Origin of the sequence: Burkholderia sp. BCC1644 (genome assembly GCF_902833225.1) — a bacterium.
Classification (GTDB): domain Bacteria; phylum Pseudomonadota; class Gammaproteobacteria; order Burkholderiales; family Burkholderiaceae; genus Burkholderia.
Map to the genome: position 1 here is coordinate 27,616 of NZ_CADFEI010000019.1, position 20,848 is coordinate 48,463.

Below are 20,848 nucleotides of genomic sequence, written 5' to 3' on the forward strand. Positions count from 1 at the left end.
GCAGCGCAGCGCAGCGTCAGACCACGGTAATCGCAAGCGCGCTTTCTCGATAATGCTTCGCGGCCTTGTCGGTTTCGCCGAGATGCTCGAACAGGCGAGCGAGCGCGCGATGCGCCCGCACCTTCAGCGCCTCGTTGTCGGCCAGCTTCAGCGCCGATTCGAGGAACGACTGCGCCTTGCCCCACAGCTGTTGCTGCTGGCAGAGGCGGCCGAGCGCGAACAGCAGGTCGGCATCGTCCGGGTGATCCTTCTTCCACCCTTCGGCCTTCTGGATCAGCGGCAGCGCATCGGCGCCGGCCGTGTCCGGGTAGCGGCGCAGCAGGCGCGCATCCCAGTTGTGCGCGAGTGCGTCCTCGACGATGCGGCGCGCTTCGTTGCGACGCTCGAGCGGCACGAGCAGGTCGGCCGCGAGATCGGCCAGACGCGGCGACTGGCGCTCGACCGGCGACAGCGACTGCCACACCTCGAGCAGCGCGTCCGGGTCGTGCCGGCGCTCGCGCAGCAGGTTTTCCGCCGCCTGCTGGCGCAGCCGCACGGCCGCGGCCGGATGCAGCGCCTCGCGCTTCTCGAGCGCCTTCGCAAGCTTCAGCACCTCGGCCCAGTTCTTCAACTGCTGCTGCGCGCGCAGCGCAACCTGCTGCGCATGAATGCGCTTGCCGCCGGCCTGCATGTCGGCCAGCGCCGCGAGCGCACCGTCGGCATCGCGCGCATCCGCGCGCATGTCGGCCGCCGCAAGCAGCCGTGCATCCTGCCACTCGGGCGCATCGACCTTCGACAGCCAGTCGTCGCGGCGCGTGTACTCGTGCATCCGGTGCGCGGCGGTGGCCGCGACGAGACTCGCGGCGCCGAGATTCGCATCGACCGTCAGCGCTTCACGCGCGGCCTTCTCCGCACGCGAGAAGCGGCCTGCGTACAGGTTCGAAATTGCGTCGCGCAGCGACGCCTGTGCCTTCTCGTTGCGCGAGCGCGCACGATACGCGGCGACCCGCTGCGGCATGCGCCAGATGTTGCGCACGATACGCAGCAGCGCGTACATGACGATGAACAGCACGACGATGGCGATCACGAACAGGTTCAGCGACACGTCGATCCGGTACGGCGGATAGACGAGCAGCACCTGCCCCGCGTCGAAACGGCCGACGGTGGCGAGTGCCGCGGCGATCGCGAACAGGACCGCGAGCCAGACGATTCCTCGAAGCGTCATCGTTACCCCCGGCTCTTGAACTGCTGAACGGCGTTCAGGCTCGTGTTCAGGTTCGGCACCGCGACCGTCAGCGATGCGCCGTCAACCTGCTTGAGCAGATCCTCGACGGTCTGCGTGTCCTTCGATGCCTGGTCGAAATACTTCCCGAGCGACGCCTGCGCGGCGTGCAGGTCGGCCTTCATCGCGCTGTCGTTGCGCGCGAGCAGCGACAGCCGCGCGGTGAGCAGGCGCAGCTTCACGTTCTCGCGCACGAAGTAGCCCTGGTCGGGCGACGCGAGCATCGCATCCGCATTGTCGATCCGGCGCACCTGCACGAGGCCCTTCAACTGCTGGCCGAGGCCGGCCGAGAAGTCGTGCCACCACACTTTCCAGCGCGGCTCGCCGGCCACGGCCGACGAGGCGGCTTCGGCCGGCGCGGCCTTCGGCGCTTCGTGCGGGACGATCGCCTCGCCGGACAGCGGCAGCGCGTCGACCTTCGCGATCGCGTCGTCGAGCTTGATCGCGAGGCCCGTGAGGTCGGCCGCCGGTGCGGCCTTCAGCTTTTCGATGTCCAGCGCGAGCGCCTTGCGCACCGTGACGGCCTGTGCGCTCTGCGAGGTCGCGAGACGTGCATCGGCGTTCTGCAGCGCGATCAGCGCGAGTTGCGTGTTGCCGGTCAGCTGAAGCTGCTGGCTCGCGCTCGACAGCATCTGGTCGACTTCCTCGAGCATCCATGCATCGCGGTTGCGCGACAGGTCCTGGTATTGCTGCTGCAGCGCCTGCTGCGCGCTCTGCGCGTCGGCGAGCTTGCCGTCGAGCTGCGCGAGCTGCGTGTCGACCTGGTGCGTGCTGGCGAGTGCCTGCTCGGTCTTCATGCGCGTCTCGGCCGTCTGCGCGTCGAGCGCCTTCTGGCGCGTGACGAACGTGCCGTCGAGCCGGTCGATCTTGCGGTTCAGCGCGTAGCCGCCGACACCGGCCGCGCAGCCGAGCACGACGACGACGAACCACAGCACCGCGCTGCCGCCGCGGCGCGCGGGCGGTTCGGACGCCATATAGGCGGGACGAGACGGCGGTGCGGATGCAGCGGCCGGCTGGGAAGCGACGCTTTTGGAATCGTTGGTATCTGTCATGCGTTTAGTCACCGGTGCGGCTGTCGCCGGTTGGACGGCCTCGTCGGCCATCGTTCGAAACGCGCGGACGATGCGCTCATCGCCCGCGCCGGTCAGCGTAATCCTATCAAAACCCAGTGCGCGCGCGGTCTGCTCGATCCGCGGGTGCGGCGTGACGAGCGGCGCATGCTTCAGCGCGTCGATCTCGGCATCGTTCAGGTGTGCCCGCGCGAGTTCGTGCAGGTTGCGTACGCCTTCGGAGCTCGTGACGAGCCACGCATGCGGCTGGCCGTCGAGCAGCGCGTGCACGCGCTCCCACGCGCCGACGCGCGGCTCCGGCACGACGCGCCGGTATGCGGCGACGAGCGTGACGTCCGCGCCAGCCTCGCGCAGCCGGTCGGCGAGCCATTCGCGCCCGCCGTCGCCGCGCACGATCAGCACGCGCCTGGCCGTCAGCGCCTGCGCGCCGCCGAACGCGGTCTCGATGCACGCGAACAGGCTTTCGGAATCGTAATGGGGCACGCCGCCGTCGGCCGGCGCCTGCGGCGCGATCACGCGATGCGCGGGCGCCGCGATGCCGTGACGCGCGAGGGCCGCGACGCTGCCGGGCCCGACCACGCCGACCGGCAGCGCGTTCGGCCAGATCGCGCCGTACTGCGCGAGCGCGCGGTCGATCGCGTTCGGCGACACGAAAATCACGAGCGCATAATCGGCGAGCGCCGCGAACGCGGCGTCGAGCGGCGCCGGATCGTCAACCGGCGCAATGTCGATCAGCGGGAATTCGAGCACGTCGCAACCGGCATCGGCGAGTTGCGACGCAAGCGCGTCGGACTGACCGTCCGGACGCGTCAGGACAGCGGTGAACGCGCGCGCGCCGCCCGCCATCAGGCGTCGCCCTTGCCGGCGGCCTGCGAGCCCGCGAGCAGCGCCTGGACGATGTCGAGCGCGCCTTGCGCCTCGAGTTCGTCGGACACGGCACGGCCGAGCGCGAGCGCATCGGCGACGGTCATCACGGCGCCGCACTCCTCGGCCGTCAGCACGCGCTTGCCGTCGGTCGTCGACACGCGGCCCGTCAGATACAGTTCGCCCGCGCGCCACACCGCATGCGCGGCGAGCGGCACCTCGCAGCTGCCGCCGAGTGCACGCGACACCATCCGCTCGGCCTCGACCGCGAGCGCGGTCTTCGGGTCGTGCAGCGGCGCGAGCCACGCGGCGACGTCGTCGCGATGCGCGGCGATCTCGATGCCGAGCGCGCCCTGACCGGCGGCCGGCGGGCTGGCTTCGACGTCGATCAGCGTGCGGATGCGTGCGTCGAGGCCGAGGCGCTTCAGGCCGGCGGCCGCGAGGATGATCGCCGCGTAGTCGCCGCGGTCGAGCTTCGCGAGACGCGTGTCGAGGTTGCCGCGCAGCGGCAGGACGTCGAGGTGCGGATAGCGCGAACGCAGCATCGCTTCGCGGCGCAGGCTCGACGTGCCGACGACCGCGCCGGCCGGCAGCGCGTCGAGCGACGCATAGTCGTTCGACACGAATGCGTCGCGCGGGTCTTCGCGCTCCATGATCGCGGCGAGCGAGAAGCCGTCGGGCAACGCCATCGGCACATCCTTCAGCGAATGCACGGCGAGATCGGCGCGGCCGTCGGCCAGCGCGCTCTCCAGTTCCTTCACGAACAGGCCCTTGCCGCCGACCTTCGACAGCGTGCGATCGAGAATCTGATCGCCGCGGGTCGTCATCCCGAGGATTTTCACGTCACAAGCTGGATATAATTTGCGCAGCGCATCACGCACATGTTCGGCTTGCCACATCGCCAGGCGGCTCTCGCGCGAAGCAATCGTCAACGTCGCGGGCGGTTGTGCCTGTTGCGGCCCTGCCGCAGGGGTCTCGGAATTCATTGCTGGAACATCGAAGGACGGGATTGAAGATCGAACAATGGTAGCACGCACGCCCCGGCCCGCCCGGGCCCGGAGCCTGCGCCCGGCCTGCCCCTGCGCGGGTCGCGGCGCCGATGTGCGGATGTGCCGCACGTAGCTGGTTGCTTGACCGCAGTTCCCGCAGTTTTCGCAGTTCCTTTTGACTCGAGCTTTCCCAAGGAAACCCATCGTGAAGTCTTCCGGATCGGCGCGTACGGCGCGCCGCAATGCTGCCCTGTCCTCCTCCGACGCCTCGACGGACACCGTCGCCACCGCCGCGAACGGCCGTGCGAAAACGGCAACGAAACCGAAAGACCCGATACGTCAGACAAAACGCGTGACGAAAGCCGCCGGCTCCGCTGCCCGCAAGGCCGCCGCGCCGAAGGCCGGCACGCGGACGCGCGAAGACAAGGACCGTCCGCTGTTCGAAGACATCCGCTTCCTCGGCCGCCTGCTGGGCGACGTCGTGCGCGAGCAGGAAGGCGATACGGTGTTCGACGTCGTCGAGACGATCCGCCAGACCGCGGTCAAGTTCCGCCGCGAGGACGACAACGAAGCCGCGCAGACGCTCGAGAAGAAGCTGCGCAAGCTGACGCCGGAGCAGACGGTGAGCGTCGTGCGCGCGTTCAGCTATTTCTCGCATCTCGCGAACATCGCGGAAGACCGCCATCACAACCGCCGCCGCCGCATCCACGCGCTGGCCGGCTCCGCGTCGCAACCGGGCACGGTCGCGTACGCGCTCGAACAGCTGAAGACGACCGGCAACGCATCGAAGCGCCTGCTGCAGCGCTTCTTCGACGATGCGCTGATCGTGCCGGTGCTGACCGCGCACCCGACCGAAGTCCAGCGCAAGAGCATCCTCGACGCGCAGCACGACATCGCGCGCCTGCTCGCCGAGCGCGACCAGGAACTGACCGCGCGCGAGCGCCAGTACAACGAAGCGATGCTGCGCGCACGCGTCACCGCGCTGTGGCAGACCCGCATGCTGCGCGACGCGCGCCTGACGGTCGGCGACGAGATCGAGAACGCGCTGTCGTACTACCGCGCGACCTTCCTCGACGAGCTGCCCGCGCTGTACGGCGACATCGAGGCCGCGCTCGCCGAGCACGGCCTGTCCGCCCGCGTGCCCGCATTCTTCCAGATGGGCAGCTGGATCGGCGGCGACCGCGACGGCAACCCGAACGTGACCGCGCCGACGCTCGAGGAAGCGATCAACCGCCAGGCCGCGGTGATCCTCGAGCACTACCTGGAACAGGTGCACAAGCTCGGCGCCGAGCTGTCGGTATCGAACCTGCTCGTCGGCGCGAACGACGCGGTGAAGGCGCTCGCGGCCGCATCGCCCGACCAGTCGCCGCACCGCGTCGACGAACCGTATCGCCGCGCGCTGATCGGCATCTACACGCGCCTCGCCGCGAGCGCGCGCGTGCGTCTTGGCGAAGGCACGGTGCCCGTGCGCAGCGCGGGCCGCGGCGCGCCGCCCGTGCGCGCGATCCCGTATGCGGATTCCGAAGCGTTCGTCGCCGACCTGAAGGTGCTGACGGCGTCGCTCGACGAACACCACGGCACGTCGCTCGCCGCACCGCGCCTCGCGCCGCTCGTGCGCGCGGCCGAGGTGTTCGGCTTCCATCTGGCGAGCATCGACCTGCGCCAGAGCTCCGACATCCATGAAGCGGTGGTCGCCGAGCTGTTCGCGCGCGCGGGCGTCGAGGCCGACTACGCGGCGCTCGCCGAAGAAGACAAGCTGCGCGTGCTGCTCGCCGCGCTCGCCGACCCGCGCCCGCTGCGCTCGCCGTACTTCGAATACTCGGCGCTCGCGCAGAGCGAGCTCGGCGTGTTCGAGAAGGCGCGCGAAGTCCGCGCGCAATTCGGCGCGCGCGCGGTGCGCAACTACATCATCTCGCACACGGAAACCGTCAGCGACCTCGTCGAAGTCCTGCTGCTGCAGAAAGAGACGGGCCTGCTCGAAGGCGCGCTCGGCGTGCCGGGCGGCGAGGCGAGGAACAGCCTGATGGTGATCCCGCTGTTCGAGACGATTCCCGACCTGCGCGACGCCGCGCGCATCATGCGCGAATACTTCGCACTGCCGGGCATCGACGCGCTGATCGCGCACCAGGGCGCCGAGCAGGAAGTGATGCTCGGCTACTCGGACAGCAACAAGGACGGCGGCTTCCTCACGTCGAACTGGGAGCTGTATCGTGCGGAGCTCGCGCTCGTCGACCTGTTCCGCGACCGCAAGATCACGCTGCGGCTGTTCCACGGCCGTGGCGGCACGGTCGGCCGCGGCGGTGGCCCGACCTACCAGGCGATCCTGTCGCAGCCGCCGGGCACCGTGAACGGCCAGATCCGCCTGACCGAACAGGGCGAGGTGATCGCGAGCAAGTTCGCGAACCCCGAGATCGGCCGCCGCAACCTGGAGACCGTCGTCGCCGCGACGCTCGAGGCATCGCTGCTGCCGCAGTCGAACGCGCCCGCGCAACTGCCCGTGTTCGAAGCCGCGATGCAGACGCTGTCCGATTCGGCGATGGCCGCGTACCGCGCGCTCGTCTATGAAACCCCGGGCTTCACCGACTACTTCTTCTCGTCGACGCCGATCACCGAGATCGCCGAGCTGAACATCGGCAGCCGCCCGGCGTCGCGCAAGCTGCAGGATCCGAAGCAGCGCAAGATCGAGGATCTGCGCGCGATCCCGTGGGGCTTCTCGTGGGGCCAGTGCCGGCTGCTGCTGACGGGCTGGTACGGCTTCGGCAGCGCGGTGAGCGCGTATCTCGACAGCGCGCAGGACGACGCCGAACGCACGAAGCGCGTCACGCTGCTGAAGAAGATGAACAAGACCTGGCCGTTCTTCTCGAACCTGATGTCGAACATGGACATGGTGCTCGCGAAAACCGATCTCGCGGTCGCGTCGCGTTACGCGCAGCTCGTGTCCGACCGCAAGCTGCGCAAGCACGTGTTCGAGCGGATCGTCGCGGAATGGGAGCGCACGTCGCAGGCGCTCGCGGAAATCACCGGGCACGAAGGCCGCCTCGCGACCAACCCGCTGCTCGCGCGCTCGATCAAGAACCGCTTCCCGTATCTCGATCCGCTGAACCACCTGCAGGTCGAGCTGATCAAGCGTCACCGCGCGGGCGACACGAACGCGCGGCTGCGCCGCGGGATTCACCTGACCATCAACGGGATCGCGGCGGGCCTGCGCAACACCGGCTGATCCGCATGCGGCGCGGGCACGCGCCGCGCCGGCCGGCATCGTGAAAGCCGCGATACGCGAACGTGCGTATCGCGGCTTTTTTCATGCCACTGCGCGCCGCATCGTTCAATGCGCGTCGATCAGCAGCGCGTCGTGCTCGAACGATCCGTCGGGCTGCACCGCGTAGTAGGCCCGCACCTCGTCGGGCGCATGCGCCCACAGCGCGCGAATGCCGGTCACGCTGTCGGCCGGCGTGCGGATACGTGCGACCCACGTATCGAAATCGATCGGCAGCCGCCAGCGGCTGTGCACCTGCGCGGCGAAACCGGCCTCGCGGAACATCGCGAGCCATTCATCGGCCCGGTAGTCGCGCACGTGCGACGCGTCGCGCAGCACTTCCGCGGCCTGCAGGTACGTGTCGAGGAGCGGGTGATCGTTGCCGGCGATGTCGATCATCAGCACGCGGCCGCCCGGCTTCAGCACGCGGCGCACCTCGGCGAGCGCCGCGCGCATGTCATGCCAGTGGTGCGCGCTCATCCGGCTCACGACCCAGTCGAACGTCGCCATGTCGAACGGCAGCCGCTCGGCCGGCCCCTGCTGCGTGCGGATGTTCGCGAGCCCGCGCTCGCGCGCGGCAGCATCGACGGTCGCGAGCATCGGCGCGGCGAGATCGTAGGCGACCACGTCGTGCACGTGCGGCGCGACCGCGAAGCTCGCGTGGCCGGCACCGCAGCCGAGATCGAGCACCGCGGCATCGGGCGTCGCGCGCACCGCGTCGGCGAGCGTCTGCAGGTCGGCGCCCGTCGCATGGACCGTGCTCGTCAGATAGGCGGCGGCCGTCGTGCCGAATGCGTCGGCGACCTGGTCGTGGTGTTTCATCGTTCGCTCCTTTCTCTTGCGCAATCGGCCGGCATGGCTGCGTCAGCGCGTTCCGGCCCCATGCAACACGTTTTGTGGGACGCCCGCTGCCCTGCCAGCGCGCGAGCCGCTACAATAGGCCCGCACCTGTACCAGTACAAGTTAAGCAATTATTCTGGTATTCGATCCACCAGTCTGAACGTTGCCGCGTTGCCGCGTCCCTTTCGCCGTTTCCGCATGAACCAGCCGCCCTCCGCCTCCGTCCCGCCGCTCGACGCCACGCCCGCCCGTGCCCTCGGCGAATTCATCCGTGCCCATCGCGAGCGGCTGTCGCCGCAGGCCGTCGGGCTGCCGCCCGGCCCGCGCCGCCGCACGCCGGGGCTGCGGCGCGAGGAAGTCGCGCAGCTGTGCGGCGTCAGCCCGACCTGGTACACGTGGATCGAACAGGGCCGCCCGGTGTCGGCATCGGCCGACGCACTCGCCCGGATCGCCGTCGCGCTGCAGCTGTCGAAGGCGGAGCGCGCGTACCTGTTCGAGCTGGCCGCGCAGCGCGACCCGGCCGAACCCGATGTCGCAGGCGGCGACCTGCCGCCGACGCTCGCCGCGACCGTCGCGGCGATCGCAACGCCCGCGTACGTGCTCGACCGGCAATGGAACGCGCTCGCATGGAACGCGCCGGCCGCCGCGCTCTTTTCCGGCTGGCTCGACGGCGAGCACGACCGCAACCTGCTGCGCTTCACGTTCATGTCGCCGGCCGCGCGCACGCTGATCGTCGACTGGGAAACCCGCGCGCGGCGGCTCGCGGCCGAATTCCGCGCCGATTCGATCCGTCACCTGACCGACGCGCCGACGCGCGCGCTGATCGACGCGCTGACCGCCGGCAGCGACGCCTTCGCGCAGTACTGGGCGTCGCAGGACGTGTTCGAACGCGAAGGCGGGCTGCGCGAATTCGACCATCCGGCCGACGGCCGCCTCGTGTACCAGCAGATCACGCTGAAGCCCGCGCACCGCGAGGACCTGAAGCTCGTCGTGCTGGTACGCGACTGAGCGGGCCGGCCCGCGCGGGCCACGGCCGGCAGGCCCGCGAATGTTAGAATTGCAGGATTCCCTCGGCGGCGCACGCCGCCCAACTCCCCTTCGAAGAATCGCCATGACGTCCCAACTGCACAAAAAGGGCGAGGCCTGGTCGGCCCGCTTCTCGGAACCGATGTCGGAACTGGTCAAGCGCTACACGTCGTCGGTGTTTTTCGACAAGCGCCTCGCGCTCGTCGACATCGCCGGCTCGCTCGCGCACGCGAACATGCTCGCCGCGCAGAAGATCATCAGCGCCGACGACCTGGCCGCGATCGAACGCGGGATGGCGCAGATCAAGGGCGAGATCGAGCGCGGCGAATTCGAATGGCAGCTCGACCTGGAAGACGTCCACCTGAACATCGAGGCGCGCCTGACCGCACTGATCGGCGATGCCGGCAAGCGCCTGCACACGGGCCGCTCGCGCAACGACCAGGTCGCGACCGACATCCGCCTGTGGCTGCGCGGCGAGATCGACCGCATCGGCGGTCTGCTCACCGACCTGCGCGGCGCGCTGATCGACCTCGCGGAACAGAACGCCGACACGATCATGCCGGGCTTCACGCACCTGCAGGTCGCGCAACCCGTCACGTTCGGCCACCACCTGCTCGCCTACGTCGAGATGTTCACGCGCGACGCGGAGCGCATGCGCGACTGCCGTACCCGCGTGAACCGCCTGCCGCTCGGCGCGGCCGCGCTCGCGGGCACGAGCTACCCGATCGACCGTCACGCAGTGGCGAAGACGCTCGGCTTCGACGGCATCTGCGCGAACTCGCTCGACGCCGTGTCCGATCGCGACTTCGCGATCGAATTCACGGCGGCATCGGCACTCGTGATGACGCACGTGTCGCGCTTCTCCGAAGAACTCGTGCTGTGGATGAGCCCGCGCGTCGGCTTCATCGACATTGCCGACCGCTTCTGCACCGGCAGCTCGATCATGCCGCAGAAGAAGAACCCGGACGTGCCCGAACTCGCGCGCGGCAAGACGGGCCGCGTGAACGGCCACCTGATGGCGCTGCTGACGCTGATGAAGGGCCAGCCGCTTGCCTACAACAAGGACAACCAGGAAGACAAGGAGCCGCTGTTCGACACGGTCGACACCGTCGCCGACACGCTGCGGATCTTTGCCGAGATGGTCGCGGGCATCACCGTGAAGCCGGACGCGATGCGTGCGGCCGCGCTGCAGGGCTTCTCGACCGCCACCGACCTCGCCGACTACCTCGTGAAGCGCGGCCTGCCGTTCCGCGATGCGCACGAAGCCGTCGCGCACGCGGTGAAGGTCTGCGACGACCGCGGCATCGACCTGGCCGACCTGACGCTCGACGAGATGAAGCAGGAACTGCCGAACGTCGCGCACCTGATCGGCGAAGACGTGTTCGGCTACCTGACGCTCGAGGGTTCGGTCGCCAGCCGCAACCACCCGGGCGGCACCGCGCCCGACCAGGTGCGTGCGGCCGTCAAGGCGGCCCGCGCCGCACTGGGCCGGTAACAGCCTGCTGTCACGGACGGACGCCTTCGGCGTCCGTTTTTCATTCGGGCGGCCGTTGCGCCGCTCCTCGCTTTCCCTGCTTCCCGGATGCCGCCGATGACCTTTTCCGCCGCGCTCTTCGACATGGACGGCCTGCTCGTCGATTCCGAGCGGACCATCATGAACACGTGGATCGACGTGTCGAATGCGCACGGTGTCGCGCTGACCGTCACCGACTACCTGCAGATCGTCGGCCGCTCGTTCGCCGAAGGCCAGGTCATCCTGGCGCGGCTGATCGGCAATCCCGATACGTTCGACGCCGTGCGCACCCGCGTGCGCGAGCAGCTCGCGGCGCCCGAGCCGCATCCGAAGTTTCCGCTGAAACCCGGCGCGTTCGCGCTGCTCGATGCGCTCGCGCAGGCCGGCATTCCATGCGCGGTCGCGTCGTCGTCCGCCGGTGACGTGATCCGCGCGCGGCTCGACGCGGTCGGCGTGCTGCCGTTCTTCCGCGCGATCGCGGGCGGCGACGAAGTCGCACGCGGCAAGCCCGACCCGGCCGTCTACCGGCTCGCGGCCGAACGCCTCGGCGTGCCGGCGCATGCGTGCGTCGCGTTCGAGGACAGCGACTTCGGCGCGCAGTCGGCCGCCGGCGCCGGCGCATCGGTCGTCACCGTGCCCGACCTGAAAGCACCGACTCCCGAAATCATCGCGCTGAGCCTGCACGTGCTCGCGTCGCTCGACGATGCGGTCGCGCTCGTGCCGTCGTGGTTCGGCCTGCAAGGCACGTCGCAGCCTGCATAGGCGTCGCCGCACGCCGCGCAATGCAAAACGGGCACCCCAGGGTGCCCGTTTCGTTGGGTTGCCGAACGACCCGCGTCGTGACGGCCGTTACTTGTTGCCGGCCGTCTCCGACAGCCGCTTCATCGTCGCGATGCGCGCACCGATCAGGTCGACGCGCCCGTCCTCGCCGACCAGCGGCGCCGTCGCATCGCGGAACCCGACCCACGCGCGCTGCGCGCGTACGAGCGTCGCGGCCGAATGGGCCGGCATCTTGCGGCGCAGCTTCTGGTAATAGCGGTTCAGGTCGAACAGCGCGTGCTCGCACGCGGCGTCCTGTTCGCACGGCCGCACGCGGCGCACGGCCGGATCGCGCGGCGCGTTTGCCGCCGGCTTGGCATTCGGCGTGGCCGCAGCCTGGGCTGCGCTCGTACCGCCCTGCGCACCGCTCGTCGCCGCGACCGGTACCGCGGCGGGCGGCGGCGCATAGCGATCGGCCGCGCCGCGCAGCGCCAGCGCGCGATCGCGCACCGGCTGCAGCTGCAGGTCGGCGCTCGACATCGCATACGACGTGCCGCGCGTCGTGTCGTACACGGCCTTCAGCAGATGTACTTCGTCCTTGCGCCACGTGAGCCAATGGCGCTGGCTGTCCTGCCAGCCGCGCTTCGCATCGGCCGGCGCATCCTTCAACAGGCGCTGGTACGCGCCGTCCATCACGGCCTGCCACTGCTGCTGCGCTTCGCCCATGCACTGGATCTGGCCGGCCGGCGACGACCGGTCGCGCCGCGCGAGGCATTGCCGCATCGCGACGTCGATCGGGTCGGCCGCCGCGACTTCCGCGTGTGCGACGCCCGACCCTGCCAGCCCCGCCGCGCCTGCCGCCCAGACGGCGAGCGCGGCCAACGCCGCGCGCATCGCCCGGATTCGTCCGTGCGCCGCCATCAGTCGCGCACGCAGTCGACGAAGTACTCGACGCGGCCGTTCACCTCTTCCGCGACGAGGCCGTGGATGTCGGTGTGGAAGCCCGGGAAACGCTCGTTGAAGTCGCGCGCGAACCGCAGGTAGTTCACGATCGTCTTGTTGAAGCGCTCGCCCGGGATCAGGAGCGGAATGCCCGGCGGGTACGGCGTGAGCAGGATGCTCGTCACGCGGCCTTCGAGCTCGTCGAGCGGCACGCGGTCGATCTTGCGGTGCGCGAGCTTCGCGAACGCGTCCGACGGCTTCATCGCCGGTTCCATGTCCGACAGGTACATCTCCGTCGTCAGGCGGGCGATGTCGTTCGCGCGGTACACGTCGTGGATCTGCGCGCACAGGTCGCGCAGGCCGACACGCTCGTAGCGCGGATGCTGCGCGACGAATTCCGGCAGCACGCGCCACAGCGGCTGGTTGTTGTCGTAGTCGTCCTTGAACTGCTGCAGCTCGGTCACCATCGAGTTCCAGCGGCCCTTCGTGATGCCGATCGTGAACATGATGAAGAACGAGTACAGGCCGGTCTTCTCGACGATGATCCCGTGCTCGGCCAGGTACTTCGTGACGATCGCGGCCGGAATGCCCGTCTCGCCGAACTCGCCGTCGACGTCGAGCCCCGGCGTGATGATCGTCGCCTTGATCGGGTCGAGCATGTTGAAGCCTTCAGCCAGCGGGCCGAAGCCGTGCCAGTGGTCGTTCGGCTTCAGCATCCAGTCCTCGCGCGAGCCGATGCCTTCCTCGGACAGGTTGTCCGGGCCCCACACGCTGAAGAACCAGTCGTCGCCGTATTCGGCGTCGACCTTGCGCATCGCGCGGCGGAAGTCGATCGCTTCCGCGATCGATTCCTCGACGAGCGCGGTGCCGCCCGGCGGCTCCATCATCGCGGCCGCGACGTCGCACGACGCGATGATCGCGTACTGCGGGCTCGTCGACGTGTGCATCAGGTACGCCTCGTTGAAGCGGTGCTTGTCGAACGTGCGATTCTCCGAATCCTGCACGACGATCTGCGACGCCTGCGAGATGCCCGCGAGCAGCTTGTGCGTCGAGTGCGTCGCGAACACGAGCGCGCCCGTGCGCGGACGGCCGTCGCCGATCGCATGCATGTCGCGGTAGAAATCGTGGAACGTCGCGTGCGGCAGCCACGCTTCGTCGAAGTGCAGGGTGTCGAGCAGGTCGCCCAGCAAGTCCTTGATCATCTCGACGTTGTAGACGACGCCGTCGTACGTGCTCTGCGTGATCGTCAGGATCCGCGGCTTCATGTCCGGGTTCTCGCGCATCGCTTCGCGCGCGAACGGGTTCGCCTCGATCTTCTTGCGGATGTTCTCCGGCTTGAATTCGTCGCGCGGGATCGGCCCGATGATGCCGAAGTGGTTGCGCGTCGGCGTCAGGAACACGGGAATCGCGCCCGTCATCGTGATCGCGTGCAGGATCGACTTGTGGCAGTTGCGGTCGACCAGCACGATGTCGCCCGGCGCGACGGTCGCATGCCAGACGATCTTGTTCGACGTCGACGTGCCGTTGGTCACGAAGAACAGGTGGTCGGCGCTGAAGATGCGCGCCGCATTGCGCTCGGACGCCGCGACCGGGCCCGTGTGGTCGAGCAGCTGGCCGAGTTCGTCCACCGCGTTGCAGACGTCCGCGCGCAGCATGTTCTCGCCGAAGAACTGGTGGAACATCTGGCCGAGCGGGTTCTTCAGGAACGCGACGCCGCCCGAGTGGCCCGGGCAGTGCCACGAGTACGAGCCTTCGTCCGCGTACTTGACGAGTTCCTTGAAGAACGGCGGTGCGAGCGAGTCGAGATAGACCTTCGCTTCACGGATGATGTGGCGCGCGACGAACTCAGGCGTGTCCTCGAACATGTGGATGAAGCCGTGCAGTTCGCGCAGGATGTCGTTCGGCAGATGGCGCGACGTGCGCGTTTCGCCGTACAGGAAGATCGGGATGTCCGCATTGCGGCGGCGCACTTCGGTGACGAACGCGCGCAGCTCGATGATCGCGGTTGCGAGCTCGGGCAGCTCGCCGTCCTGGCCGGTCTCGCCGAGCATGAGTTCGTCGTCGTCGATCGACAGGATGAAGCACGACGCGCGGCTCGACTGCTGCGCGAACGACGTCAGATCGCCGTAGCTCGTGAGGCCGAGGACTTCGACGCCCTCTTTCTCGATCGCTTCGGCCAACGCCCGGATGCCGGAGCCCGAGATGTTCTCGGAGCGGAAATCTTCGTCGATGATGACGACGGGGAAACGAAACTTCATGGGCGATTCTCCAAAAAGAACGACCGCGGCGCGTCACGCGCAGCGGTCACCCGGAAACTGGTGAGACGTTATGCAACCAGATCAGGTTTTCGGCAGCGTGACACCACGCTGCCCCTGATACTTGCCGCCGCGATCGGCGTACGACACGTCGCACACTTCGTCGCTCTCGAAGAAGAGCACCTGGGCGACGCCTTCGTTCGCGTAGATCTTCGCGGGCAACGGCGTGGTGTTCGAGAATTCCAGCGTGACGTAGCCTTCCCACTCGGGTTCGAACGGCGTCACGTTGACGATGATCCCGCAGCGCGCATAGGTCGACTTGCCGAGGCAGACCGTCAGCACGGTGCGCGGGATGCGGAAATATTCGACGGTGCGGGCCAGCGCGAACGAATTCGGCGGGATGATGCACACGTCGCCCTTGAAATCGACAAACGAACCCTCGTCGAAGTTCTTCGGATCGACGATCGTCGAGTTGATGTTCGTGAAGATCTTGAATTCGTCCGCGCAGCGGATGTCGTAGCCGTAGCTCGACGTGCCGTAGCTGACGATCCGGCGGCCGTCCTCGGACGCGCGAACCTGATCGCGCACGAACGGCTCGATCATTTTGTGCTCTTCGGCCATGCGCCGAATCCATTTGTCGGACTTGATACTCATATCGGGGCGCCAGGAAACGCTGCGTGACAGAAAACGAAAGCCGCCGATACAAGGCGGCGGCCGGGAAAGGCGGACATTTTACGCGATCATCGGCCGGCGCACGCGGCGGCCGTCAACGGATCACGCCGCAGGCCAGCGCGGGCCCCGCGCCATGCTGCGGAAACGCGGGATCGCTCGGTTCGCGGTGCACCAGCACCGCGCGGTTCATCGCCGAGCGCACGCCGTCGAGGGCCAGATCGGGCGCGACGATGAAGCCGGCCGCGACGCCGTTCGCGTCCGCATGGATGTTGCCGAGATCGCCGGCGACGCGCGCCCCCGCGCGCAGGCGGTCGGCGGCCGGCGCGAACACCTGGCCGGCGCTCGAGCCGTCGCCCGCGTTGCAGTCGCCGCGCTCGTGCACCTGCAGCGCATGGTCGCTGTTCGGCGGCAGACCGGCCAGGTTGTAGGTGACCTGGACGCCGTCCGGGCGCTCGACGAACGTCACCGCGCCGCGCGCCTGCGCGCCGACCGTCGGCTGCAGTTGTGCGTCGGCCCGTTTTTCGTGCGTCGAGGAAAAGGAGGTACAGCCGGCCAGCAGGCCCAGCGCGGCGGCGGCCAGCAGCGCGCGCTGCGCGCGGCCGGCGCGCACGCCGTGATGTCGTTGTTTCATTCGATCCTCATGCCGGCTGGCGGCCGTTTGACACGACGGCCGCGCCGGGCGGGTAAAGGGACCCGGGAAAAGTCGCCATGATACCGCGCCTCGTGGCGCCGTAAACAGCGTAAGGGCCCGCCCCGCAAGGGTTTTACGTATTTTGAACAACGATCGACGGGAACTTCGACGTCATGTCGCGCGATCGCTCGGCAATCGCGAGCGCGACGCCGCGCGCGATGTCGCGGTAGCGGCGCGCCAGCGCGCCTTCGGAATCGGCCGCCACCGTCGGCGTGCCGCTGTCGGCGCGCTCGCGGATCGCGATGTCGAGCGGCAGGCTGCCGAGCACGTTCACGTCGTAGTCCTTCGCCATCCGCTCGGCGCCGCCGGCGCCGAAGATGTGCTCTTCGTGGCCGCAGTTCGAGCAGATGTGGATGCTCATGTTTTCGACGATACCGAGGATCGGAATCCCGACCTTCTCGAACATCTTCAGGCCCTTCTTCGCGTCGAGCAGCGCGATGTCCTGCGGTGTCGTGACGATCACCGCGCCGGTGACGGGCACGCGCTGCGCGAGCGTGAGCTGGATGTCGCCGGTGCCGGGCGGCATGTCGACGATCAGGTAGTCGAGTTCGCGCCAGTTGGTCTGGCGCAGCAGCTGTTCGAGCGCGGAGGTCGCCATCGGGCCGCGCCACACCATCGGATTGTCTTCCTCGATCAGGAAGCCGATCGAGTTCGCCTGCAGCCCGTGGCCGACAAGCGGGTTCATCGACTGGTTGTCCGGCGACTCGGGGCGCTGGCCGTGGATACCGAGCATCGTCGGCAGCGACGGGCCGTAGATGTCGGCGTCGAGGATGCCGACCGACGCGCCTTCCGCGGCGAGCGCGAGCGCGAGGTTCACGGCCGTCGTGCTCTTGCCGACGCCGCCCTTGCCCGATGCGACCGCGACGATGTTCTTCACGTTCGGCAGCAGCTTCACGCCGCGCTGCACCGTGTGCGCGACGATCTCCTGCGACACGGCGACGCGTGCGTCGCGCACGCCCGGCACGGCCTGGAGCGCGGCGGTGACGCGCGCGCGCACGTCGTCGTGCTGGCTGCGCGCGGGATAACCGAGCACCACGTCAAGCGCCACGACATCGCCGTCGATCGCGACGTTGCGCACGCCCTTGTTCGCCGCGTACGGGCGGCCGGTATTGGGGTCGACGACTGCCGCCAGCGCGGCGTCGACTTGTGCCCGGTCAATGCTCATCGAAACTCCATGAAAACGTTTTTCTCGCGCGCAAACGTCAAAAAATATCAAATTACGCTGCGAAAATCGGGAAAAGTGAAAGAATCTGTTGCACGCCATTGCGCGAACGCGCGACCCGGCGCACTCTTCGCGTGCGGCATGCTATGGGGCCAAATCGGCCACTTACCGCCTATATTGTAGAGGCTGACGCGTCGCACTGTCCGAACAGCCACGCTGACGGACAGGGCATGCGGCCGCTTCGGCGGCTGCCGCGAGCGCAGGCCTGCCCTCCTTTTTCGGGCGGCCCGCGCTGGGAGCCGTAACTGTTGTTGTCGTCGTTGTCGACTCGTTCAACCAAGAGAGGAATCCAAGATGAACATGAAAATCGCGACCCGCTTGTCCGTCTTCGCATTGGCCGGCGCATTGCTGGCAGGCTGCGCCACGCAGCAAGGCAACAATACGGCCGTCGGTACCGGCACGGGTGCGGCGCTGGGCGCAGGTATCGGCGCGCTGGCCGGCGGCGGCAAGGGCGCGGCGATCGGCGCTGGTGTCGGCGCACTGGTCGGCGGCGTGACGGGCTACAACTGGCAGGCGATCAAGAACAAGCTCGCGCCGTCGGCAGCGCAGACGGGCACGCAGGTCACCGAACAGCCGGACGGCTCGCTGAAGCTGAACGTGCCGAGCTCGGTCACGTTCGCGACGAACCAGTACGCGATCACGCCGGCCTTCACGCCGCTGCTGAACGACCTGGCCACGACGCTGAACCAGAACCCGCAAGTCACGGCTTCGATCGTCGGCTACACCGACAGCACGGGTTCGGCGCAGCTGAACCAGACGCTGTCGCAGAACCGTGCGCAAAGCGTCGTGAACGCACTCGCCCAGCGCGGCGTGAACGGCGGCCGCCTGTCGGCACAAGGCATGGGCGCATCGAACCCGATCGCGGACAACGCGAGCGAAGCCGGCCGCGCACAGAACCGCCGCGTCGAAATCTACCTGCGCGCAGCGCAGGCGCAGTAAGCGCACGACGAGGAGAATGCGCGGGCAGGCTGCCCGCGCAGCCCCGCCGGACAACGCGTCCGGCGGGGCTGGTAACAAATCGAAAATATTTTCGAACTTCCGTCGCAGGCCGCGGTCAGTATTTACGGTACGCGGCTGGTGTTGCCGGCGCGTCACCATTCTCCTCTTGTCGTTGTTGCTCCGGGGCCGTATCCGCCCCGGTTTTTTTTGCCTGCAGAATTCGTGCTGCATCGCAGCACAACGCCACCGGGCACGCCACCTGCGCGGCCCCGCTCCCTCCGGCGCCCGGTCCCCGGCGCCCGCTCGCATCGCCGGCGTGCGCCCCTGCTAGAATCGCACTTTCCCGTCGTTTTTCCGCTGTTCCTCTACAGACCCTATGTCCGCATCCGACCTCACTTCCGTGCAGGCTGCGGCGCCGCAAGGCGACCGCCAGATCCTCGTAACGTCCGCACTGCCCTATGCCAACGGGCAGATCCACATCGGCCACCTGGTCGAGTACATCCAGACCGACATCTGGGTGCGGACGCTGCGAATGCATGGCCATGAGGTCTACTACATCGGCGCCGACGACACGCACGGCACGCCGGTCATGCTGCGCGCGGAGAAGGAAGGCCTGACTCCGAAGCAGCTGATCGATCGCGTGTGGACCGAACACAAGCGCGACTTCGACAGCTTCGGCGTGTCGTTCGACAACTTCTACTCGACCGATTCGGACGAGAACCGCGTGCTGAGCGAGAAGATCTACCTCGCGCTGCAGGACGCCGGCCTGATCGCCGAGCGCGAGATCGAGCAGGCATACGACCCGGTCAAGGAAATGTTCCTGCCGGACCGCTTCATCAAGGGCGAGTGCCCGAAGTGCCACGCGAAGGATCAATACGGCGACAACTGCGAAGTGTGCGGTTCGACCTACCTGCCGACCGAACTGCTGAACCCGTATTCGGTCGTGTCGGGCGCGACGCCGGTGCGCAAGACGTCGAAGCATTACTTCTTCCGCCTGTCCGATCCGCGCTGCGAATCGTTCCTGCGCGAATGGGTGAGCGGCCTCGCACAGCCCGAAGCGACCAACAAGATGCGCGAATGGCTCGGCGACGCCGGCGAAGCCAAGCTCGCCGACTGGGACATCTCGCGTGACGCGCCGTACTTCGGCTTCGAGATCCCGGGCGCGCCCGGCAAGTATTTCTACGTGTGGCTCGACGCGCCGGTCGGCTACTACGCGAGCTTCAAGAACCTGTGCGACCGCAGCGGCATCGACTTCGATGCGTGGATCCGCCCGGGCACGAAGGCCGAGCAGTACCACTTCATCGGCAAGGACATCCTGTACTTCCACACGCTGTTCTGGCCCGCGATGCTCGAGTTCTCGGGCCACCGCACGCCGACCAACGTGTTCGCGCACGGCTTCCTGACGGTCGACGGCGCGAAGATGTCGAAGTCGCGCGGCACGTTCATCACCGCGCAGAGCTACATCGACACGGGCCTGAACCCCGAATGGCTGCGCTACTACTTCGCCGCGAAGCTGAACGCGACGATGGAAGACATCGACCTGAACCTCGACGATTTCCAGGCGCGCGTGAACAGCGACCTCGTCGGCAAGTACGTGAACATCGCGAGCCGCGCGGCCGGCTTCCTGATCAAGCGTTTCGACGGCCGCGTGCAGGACAGCGCGATGAACCACCCGCTCGTCGCGAAGCTGCGCGATGCGATTCCGCAGATCGCCGCGCACTACGAAGCACGCGAATACAGCCGCGCGCTGCGCCAGACGATGGAGCTCGCGGACGAAGTGAACGCGTACGTCGACGGCGCGAAGCCGTGGGATCTCGCGAAGGATCCGGCCAACGCGGTCGCGCTGCATGAAACCTGCAGCGTGAGCCTCGAGTCGTTCCGTCTGCTGTCGCTCGCGCTGAAGCCGGTGATGCCGCGTGTCGCCGAAGCCGTCGAGGCGTTCTTCGGGATCGCGCCGCTCGCATGGGCCGATGCCGCGAAGCCGCTGTCGTCGGAACAGCCGATCAAGGCGTACCAGCACCTGATGACGCGCGTCGACGCGAAGCAGATCGAGGCGCTGCTCGCCGCGAACCGCGATTCGCTGCAGGCCGAGGCTACCGGTGCGGCCGCCGCGAGCGCCAACGCCGCGAAGGACGCGAAGAACAACGCGAAGGCGAACGCGAAGCAGGCGGTCGTGAACGGCGCCGACGACGCACCGATCTCGATCGACGATTTCGCGAAGATCGACCTGCGCATCGCGAAGATCGTCGCGTGCCAGGCGGTCGAAGGCTCGGACAAGCTGCTGCAGCTCACGCTCGACGTCGGCGAGGAAAAGACCCGCAATGTGTTCTCGGGCATCAAGTCCGCGTACCAGCCCGAGCAGCTCGTCGGCAAGCTGACGGTGATGGTCGCGAACCTCGCGCCGCGCAAGATGAAGTTCGGCCTGTCCGAAGGGATGGTGCTCGCCGCGTCGGCCACCGACGAGAAGGCGGAACCGGGCCTCTACATCCTCGAGCCGCACAGCGGCGCGAAGCCCGGCATGCGCGTGAAGTAAGCCGAACGCGCTGCCG

The 20,848-nt window shown here is 68.1% G+C and carries 15 protein-coding genes; 6 read left to right on the forward strand and 9 right to left on the reverse strand.

Features of this window, described 5'->3' with window-relative positions:
• Positions 1-16: 16 nt before the first annotated feature.
• The 3 genes from HWX87_RS29940 to hemC are packed head-to-tail and all read right to left on the reverse strand — an operon-like array spanning position 17 to position 4,181.
• Entirely contained in the window at positions 17-1,204 is a 1,188-nt protein-coding gene (locus HWX87_RS29940) for a heme biosynthesis protein HemY (RefSeq protein WP_176050618.1), read from the reverse strand.
• A gap of 2 nt (positions 1,205-1,206) precedes the next feature.
• Complete coding sequence (gene hemDX / locus HWX87_RS29945; RefSeq protein ID WP_176050619.1) at positions 1,207-3,177, reverse strand: fused uroporphyrinogen-III synthase HemD/membrane protein HemX; 1,971 nt, start codon at positions 3,175-3,177, stop codon at positions 1,207-1,209.
• On the reverse strand, positions 3,177-4,181 hold the full coding sequence (gene hemC / locus HWX87_RS29950) for a hydroxymethylbilane synthase (protein ID WP_176050620.1): 1,005 nt from the start codon (positions 4,179-4,181) through the stop codon (positions 3,177-3,179). Before hemC ends, hemDX begins: the two co-directional genes overlap by 1 nt.
• A 208-nt stretch (positions 4,182-4,389) precedes the next feature.
• Between hemC and ppc the strand changes: the two genes are divergently transcribed.
• Positions 4,390-7,404 (forward strand): phosphoenolpyruvate carboxylase, encoded by a 3,015-nt coding sequence (gene ppc, locus HWX87_RS29955; protein ID WP_176050621.1) that lies wholly within the window; start codon positions 4,390-4,392, stop codon positions 7,402-7,404.
• 105 nt (positions 7,405-7,509) lie between these two features.
• On the opposite strand, the gene HWX87_RS29960 is transcribed toward ppc, so the two are convergent.
• Positions 7,510-8,262 (reverse strand): class I SAM-dependent methyltransferase, encoded by a 753-nt coding sequence (locus tag HWX87_RS29960; RefSeq protein WP_176050622.1) that lies wholly within the window; start codon positions 8,260-8,262, stop codon positions 7,510-7,512.
• 216 nt (positions 8,263-8,478) lie between these two features.
• Here HWX87_RS29960 and HWX87_RS29965 point away from each other — a divergent pair, with 216 nt between their 5' ends.
• The 3 genes from HWX87_RS29965 to HWX87_RS29975 all read left to right on the forward strand — a co-directional run bounded on the left by HWX87_RS29965 (position 8,479) and on the right by HWX87_RS29975 (position 11,581).
• Entirely contained in the window at positions 8,479-9,288 is an 810-nt protein-coding gene (locus HWX87_RS29965) for a helix-turn-helix transcriptional regulator (RefSeq protein ID WP_176050623.1), read from the forward strand.
• Between the two features lie 103 nt (positions 9,289-9,391).
• A complete protein-coding gene (argH, locus tag HWX87_RS29970) occupies positions 9,392-10,801 on the forward strand; it encodes an argininosuccinate lyase (RefSeq protein ID WP_176050624.1) in 1,410 nt (469 codons plus the stop codon).
• Between the two features lie 96 nt (positions 10,802-10,897).
• Positions 10,898-11,581: an HAD family phosphatase gene (locus HWX87_RS29975; protein WP_176050625.1), complete on the forward strand. Its 684-nt coding sequence runs from the start codon at positions 10,898-10,900 to the stop codon at positions 11,579-11,581.
• Between the two features lie 87 nt (positions 11,582-11,668).
• Here HWX87_RS29975 and HWX87_RS29980 read toward each other — a convergent pair whose 3' ends face one another.
• The 5 genes from HWX87_RS29980 to apbC all read right to left on the reverse strand — a co-directional run bounded on the left by HWX87_RS29980 (position 11,669) and on the right by apbC (position 17,303).
• On the reverse strand, positions 11,669-12,499 hold the full coding sequence (locus HWX87_RS29980; protein ID WP_176050626.1) for a lysozyme inhibitor LprI family protein: 831 nt from the start codon (positions 12,497-12,499) through the stop codon (positions 11,669-11,671).
• Positions 12,499-14,778 carry an arginine/lysine/ornithine decarboxylase gene (locus HWX87_RS29985; RefSeq protein ID WP_176050627.1) on the reverse strand — a complete coding sequence of 760 codons (2,280 nt, stop codon included), beginning with the start codon at positions 14,776-14,778 and terminating at the stop codon, positions 12,499-12,501. Before HWX87_RS29985 ends, HWX87_RS29980 begins: the two co-directional genes overlap by 1 nt.
• A gap of 81 nt (positions 14,779-14,859) precedes the next feature.
• Entirely contained in the window at positions 14,860-15,429 is a 570-nt protein-coding gene (gene dcd, locus HWX87_RS29990; protein WP_176050628.1) for a dCTP deaminase, read from the reverse strand.
• A 112-nt stretch (positions 15,430-15,541) separates the two neighbouring features.
• Positions 15,542-16,078, reverse strand: coding sequence for a superoxide dismutase [Cu-Zn] (gene sodC, locus HWX87_RS29995; RefSeq protein ID WP_176050629.1), 537 nt, complete (start codon positions 16,076-16,078; stop codon positions 15,542-15,544).
• A 133-nt stretch (positions 16,079-16,211) separates the two neighbouring features.
• A complete protein-coding gene (gene apbC / locus HWX87_RS30000) occupies positions 16,212-17,303 on the reverse strand; it encodes an iron-sulfur cluster carrier protein ApbC (protein ID WP_176050630.1) in 1,092 nt (363 codons plus the stop codon).
• Between the two features lie 351 nt (positions 17,304-17,654).
• Here apbC and HWX87_RS30005 point away from each other — a divergent pair, with 351 nt between their 5' ends.
• Both HWX87_RS30005 and metG read left to right on the forward strand, forming a co-directional pair.
• Positions 17,655-18,299 carry an OmpA family protein gene (locus HWX87_RS30005; RefSeq protein ID WP_174951256.1) on the forward strand — a complete coding sequence of 215 codons (645 nt, stop codon included), beginning with the start codon at positions 17,655-17,657 and terminating at the stop codon, positions 18,297-18,299.
• A 376-nt stretch (positions 18,300-18,675) separates the two neighbouring features.
• The gene (gene metG / locus HWX87_RS30010) at positions 18,676-20,832 is read left to right on the forward strand and encodes a methionine--tRNA ligase (RefSeq protein ID WP_176050631.1); all 2,157 of its coding nucleotides are present in this window, start codon (positions 18,676-18,678) and stop codon (positions 20,830-20,832) included.
• The last annotated feature ends 16 nt before the right edge of the window (positions 20,833-20,848 follow it).

Excerpts from the sequence above, each read along its gene's own strand:
- HWX87_RS29960 (WP_176050622.1), bottom strand. The coding sequence starts at position 8,262 with ATGAAACACCACGACCAGGTCGCCGACGCATTCGGCACGACGGCCGCC.
- HWX87_RS29975 (WP_176050625.1), top strand. The coding sequence starts at position 10,898 with ATGACCTTTTCCGCCGCGCTCTTCGACATGGACGGCCTGCTCGTCGAT.
- hemDX (WP_176050619.1), bottom strand. The coding sequence starts at position 3,177 with ATGGCGGGCGGCGCGCGCGCGTTCACCGCTGTCCTGACGCGTCCGGAC.
- hemC (WP_176050620.1), bottom strand. The coding sequence starts at position 4,181 with ATGAATTCCGAGACCCCTGCGGCAGGGCCGCAACAGGCACAACCGCCC.
- HWX87_RS29965 (WP_176050623.1), top strand. The coding sequence starts at position 8,479 with ATGAACCAGCCGCCCTCCGCCTCCGTCCCGCCGCTCGACGCCACGCCC.
- apbC (WP_176050630.1), bottom strand. The coding sequence starts at position 17,303 with ATGAGCATTGACCGGGCACAAGTCGACGCCGCGCTGGCGGCAGTCGTC.
- dcd (WP_176050628.1), bottom strand. The coding sequence starts at position 15,429 with ATGAGTATCAAGTCCGACAAATGGATTCGGCGCATGGCCGAAGAGCAC.
- HWX87_RS29980 (WP_176050626.1), bottom strand. The coding sequence starts at position 12,499 with ATGGCGGCGCACGGACGAATCCGGGCGATGCGCGCGGCGTTGGCCGCG.
- HWX87_RS29985 (WP_176050627.1), bottom strand. The coding sequence starts at position 14,778 with ATGAAGTTTCGTTTCCCCGTCGTCATCATCGACGAAGATTTCCGCTCC.
- metG (WP_176050631.1), top strand. The coding sequence starts at position 18,676 with ATGTCCGCATCCGACCTCACTTCCGTGCAGGCTGCGGCGCCGCAAGGC.
- HWX87_RS30005 (WP_174951256.1), top strand. The coding sequence starts at position 17,655 with ATGAACATGAAAATCGCGACCCGCTTGTCCGTCTTCGCATTGGCCGGC.
- HWX87_RS29940 (WP_176050618.1), bottom strand. The coding sequence starts at position 1,204 with ATGACGCTTCGAGGAATCGTCTGGCTCGCGGTCCTGTTCGCGATCGCC.
- sodC (WP_176050629.1), bottom strand. The coding sequence starts at position 16,078 with ATGAAACAACGACATCACGGCGTGCGCGCCGGCCGCGCGCAGCGCGCG.
- argH (WP_176050624.1), top strand. The coding sequence starts at position 9,392 with ATGACGTCCCAACTGCACAAAAAGGGCGAGGCCTGGTCGGCCCGCTTC.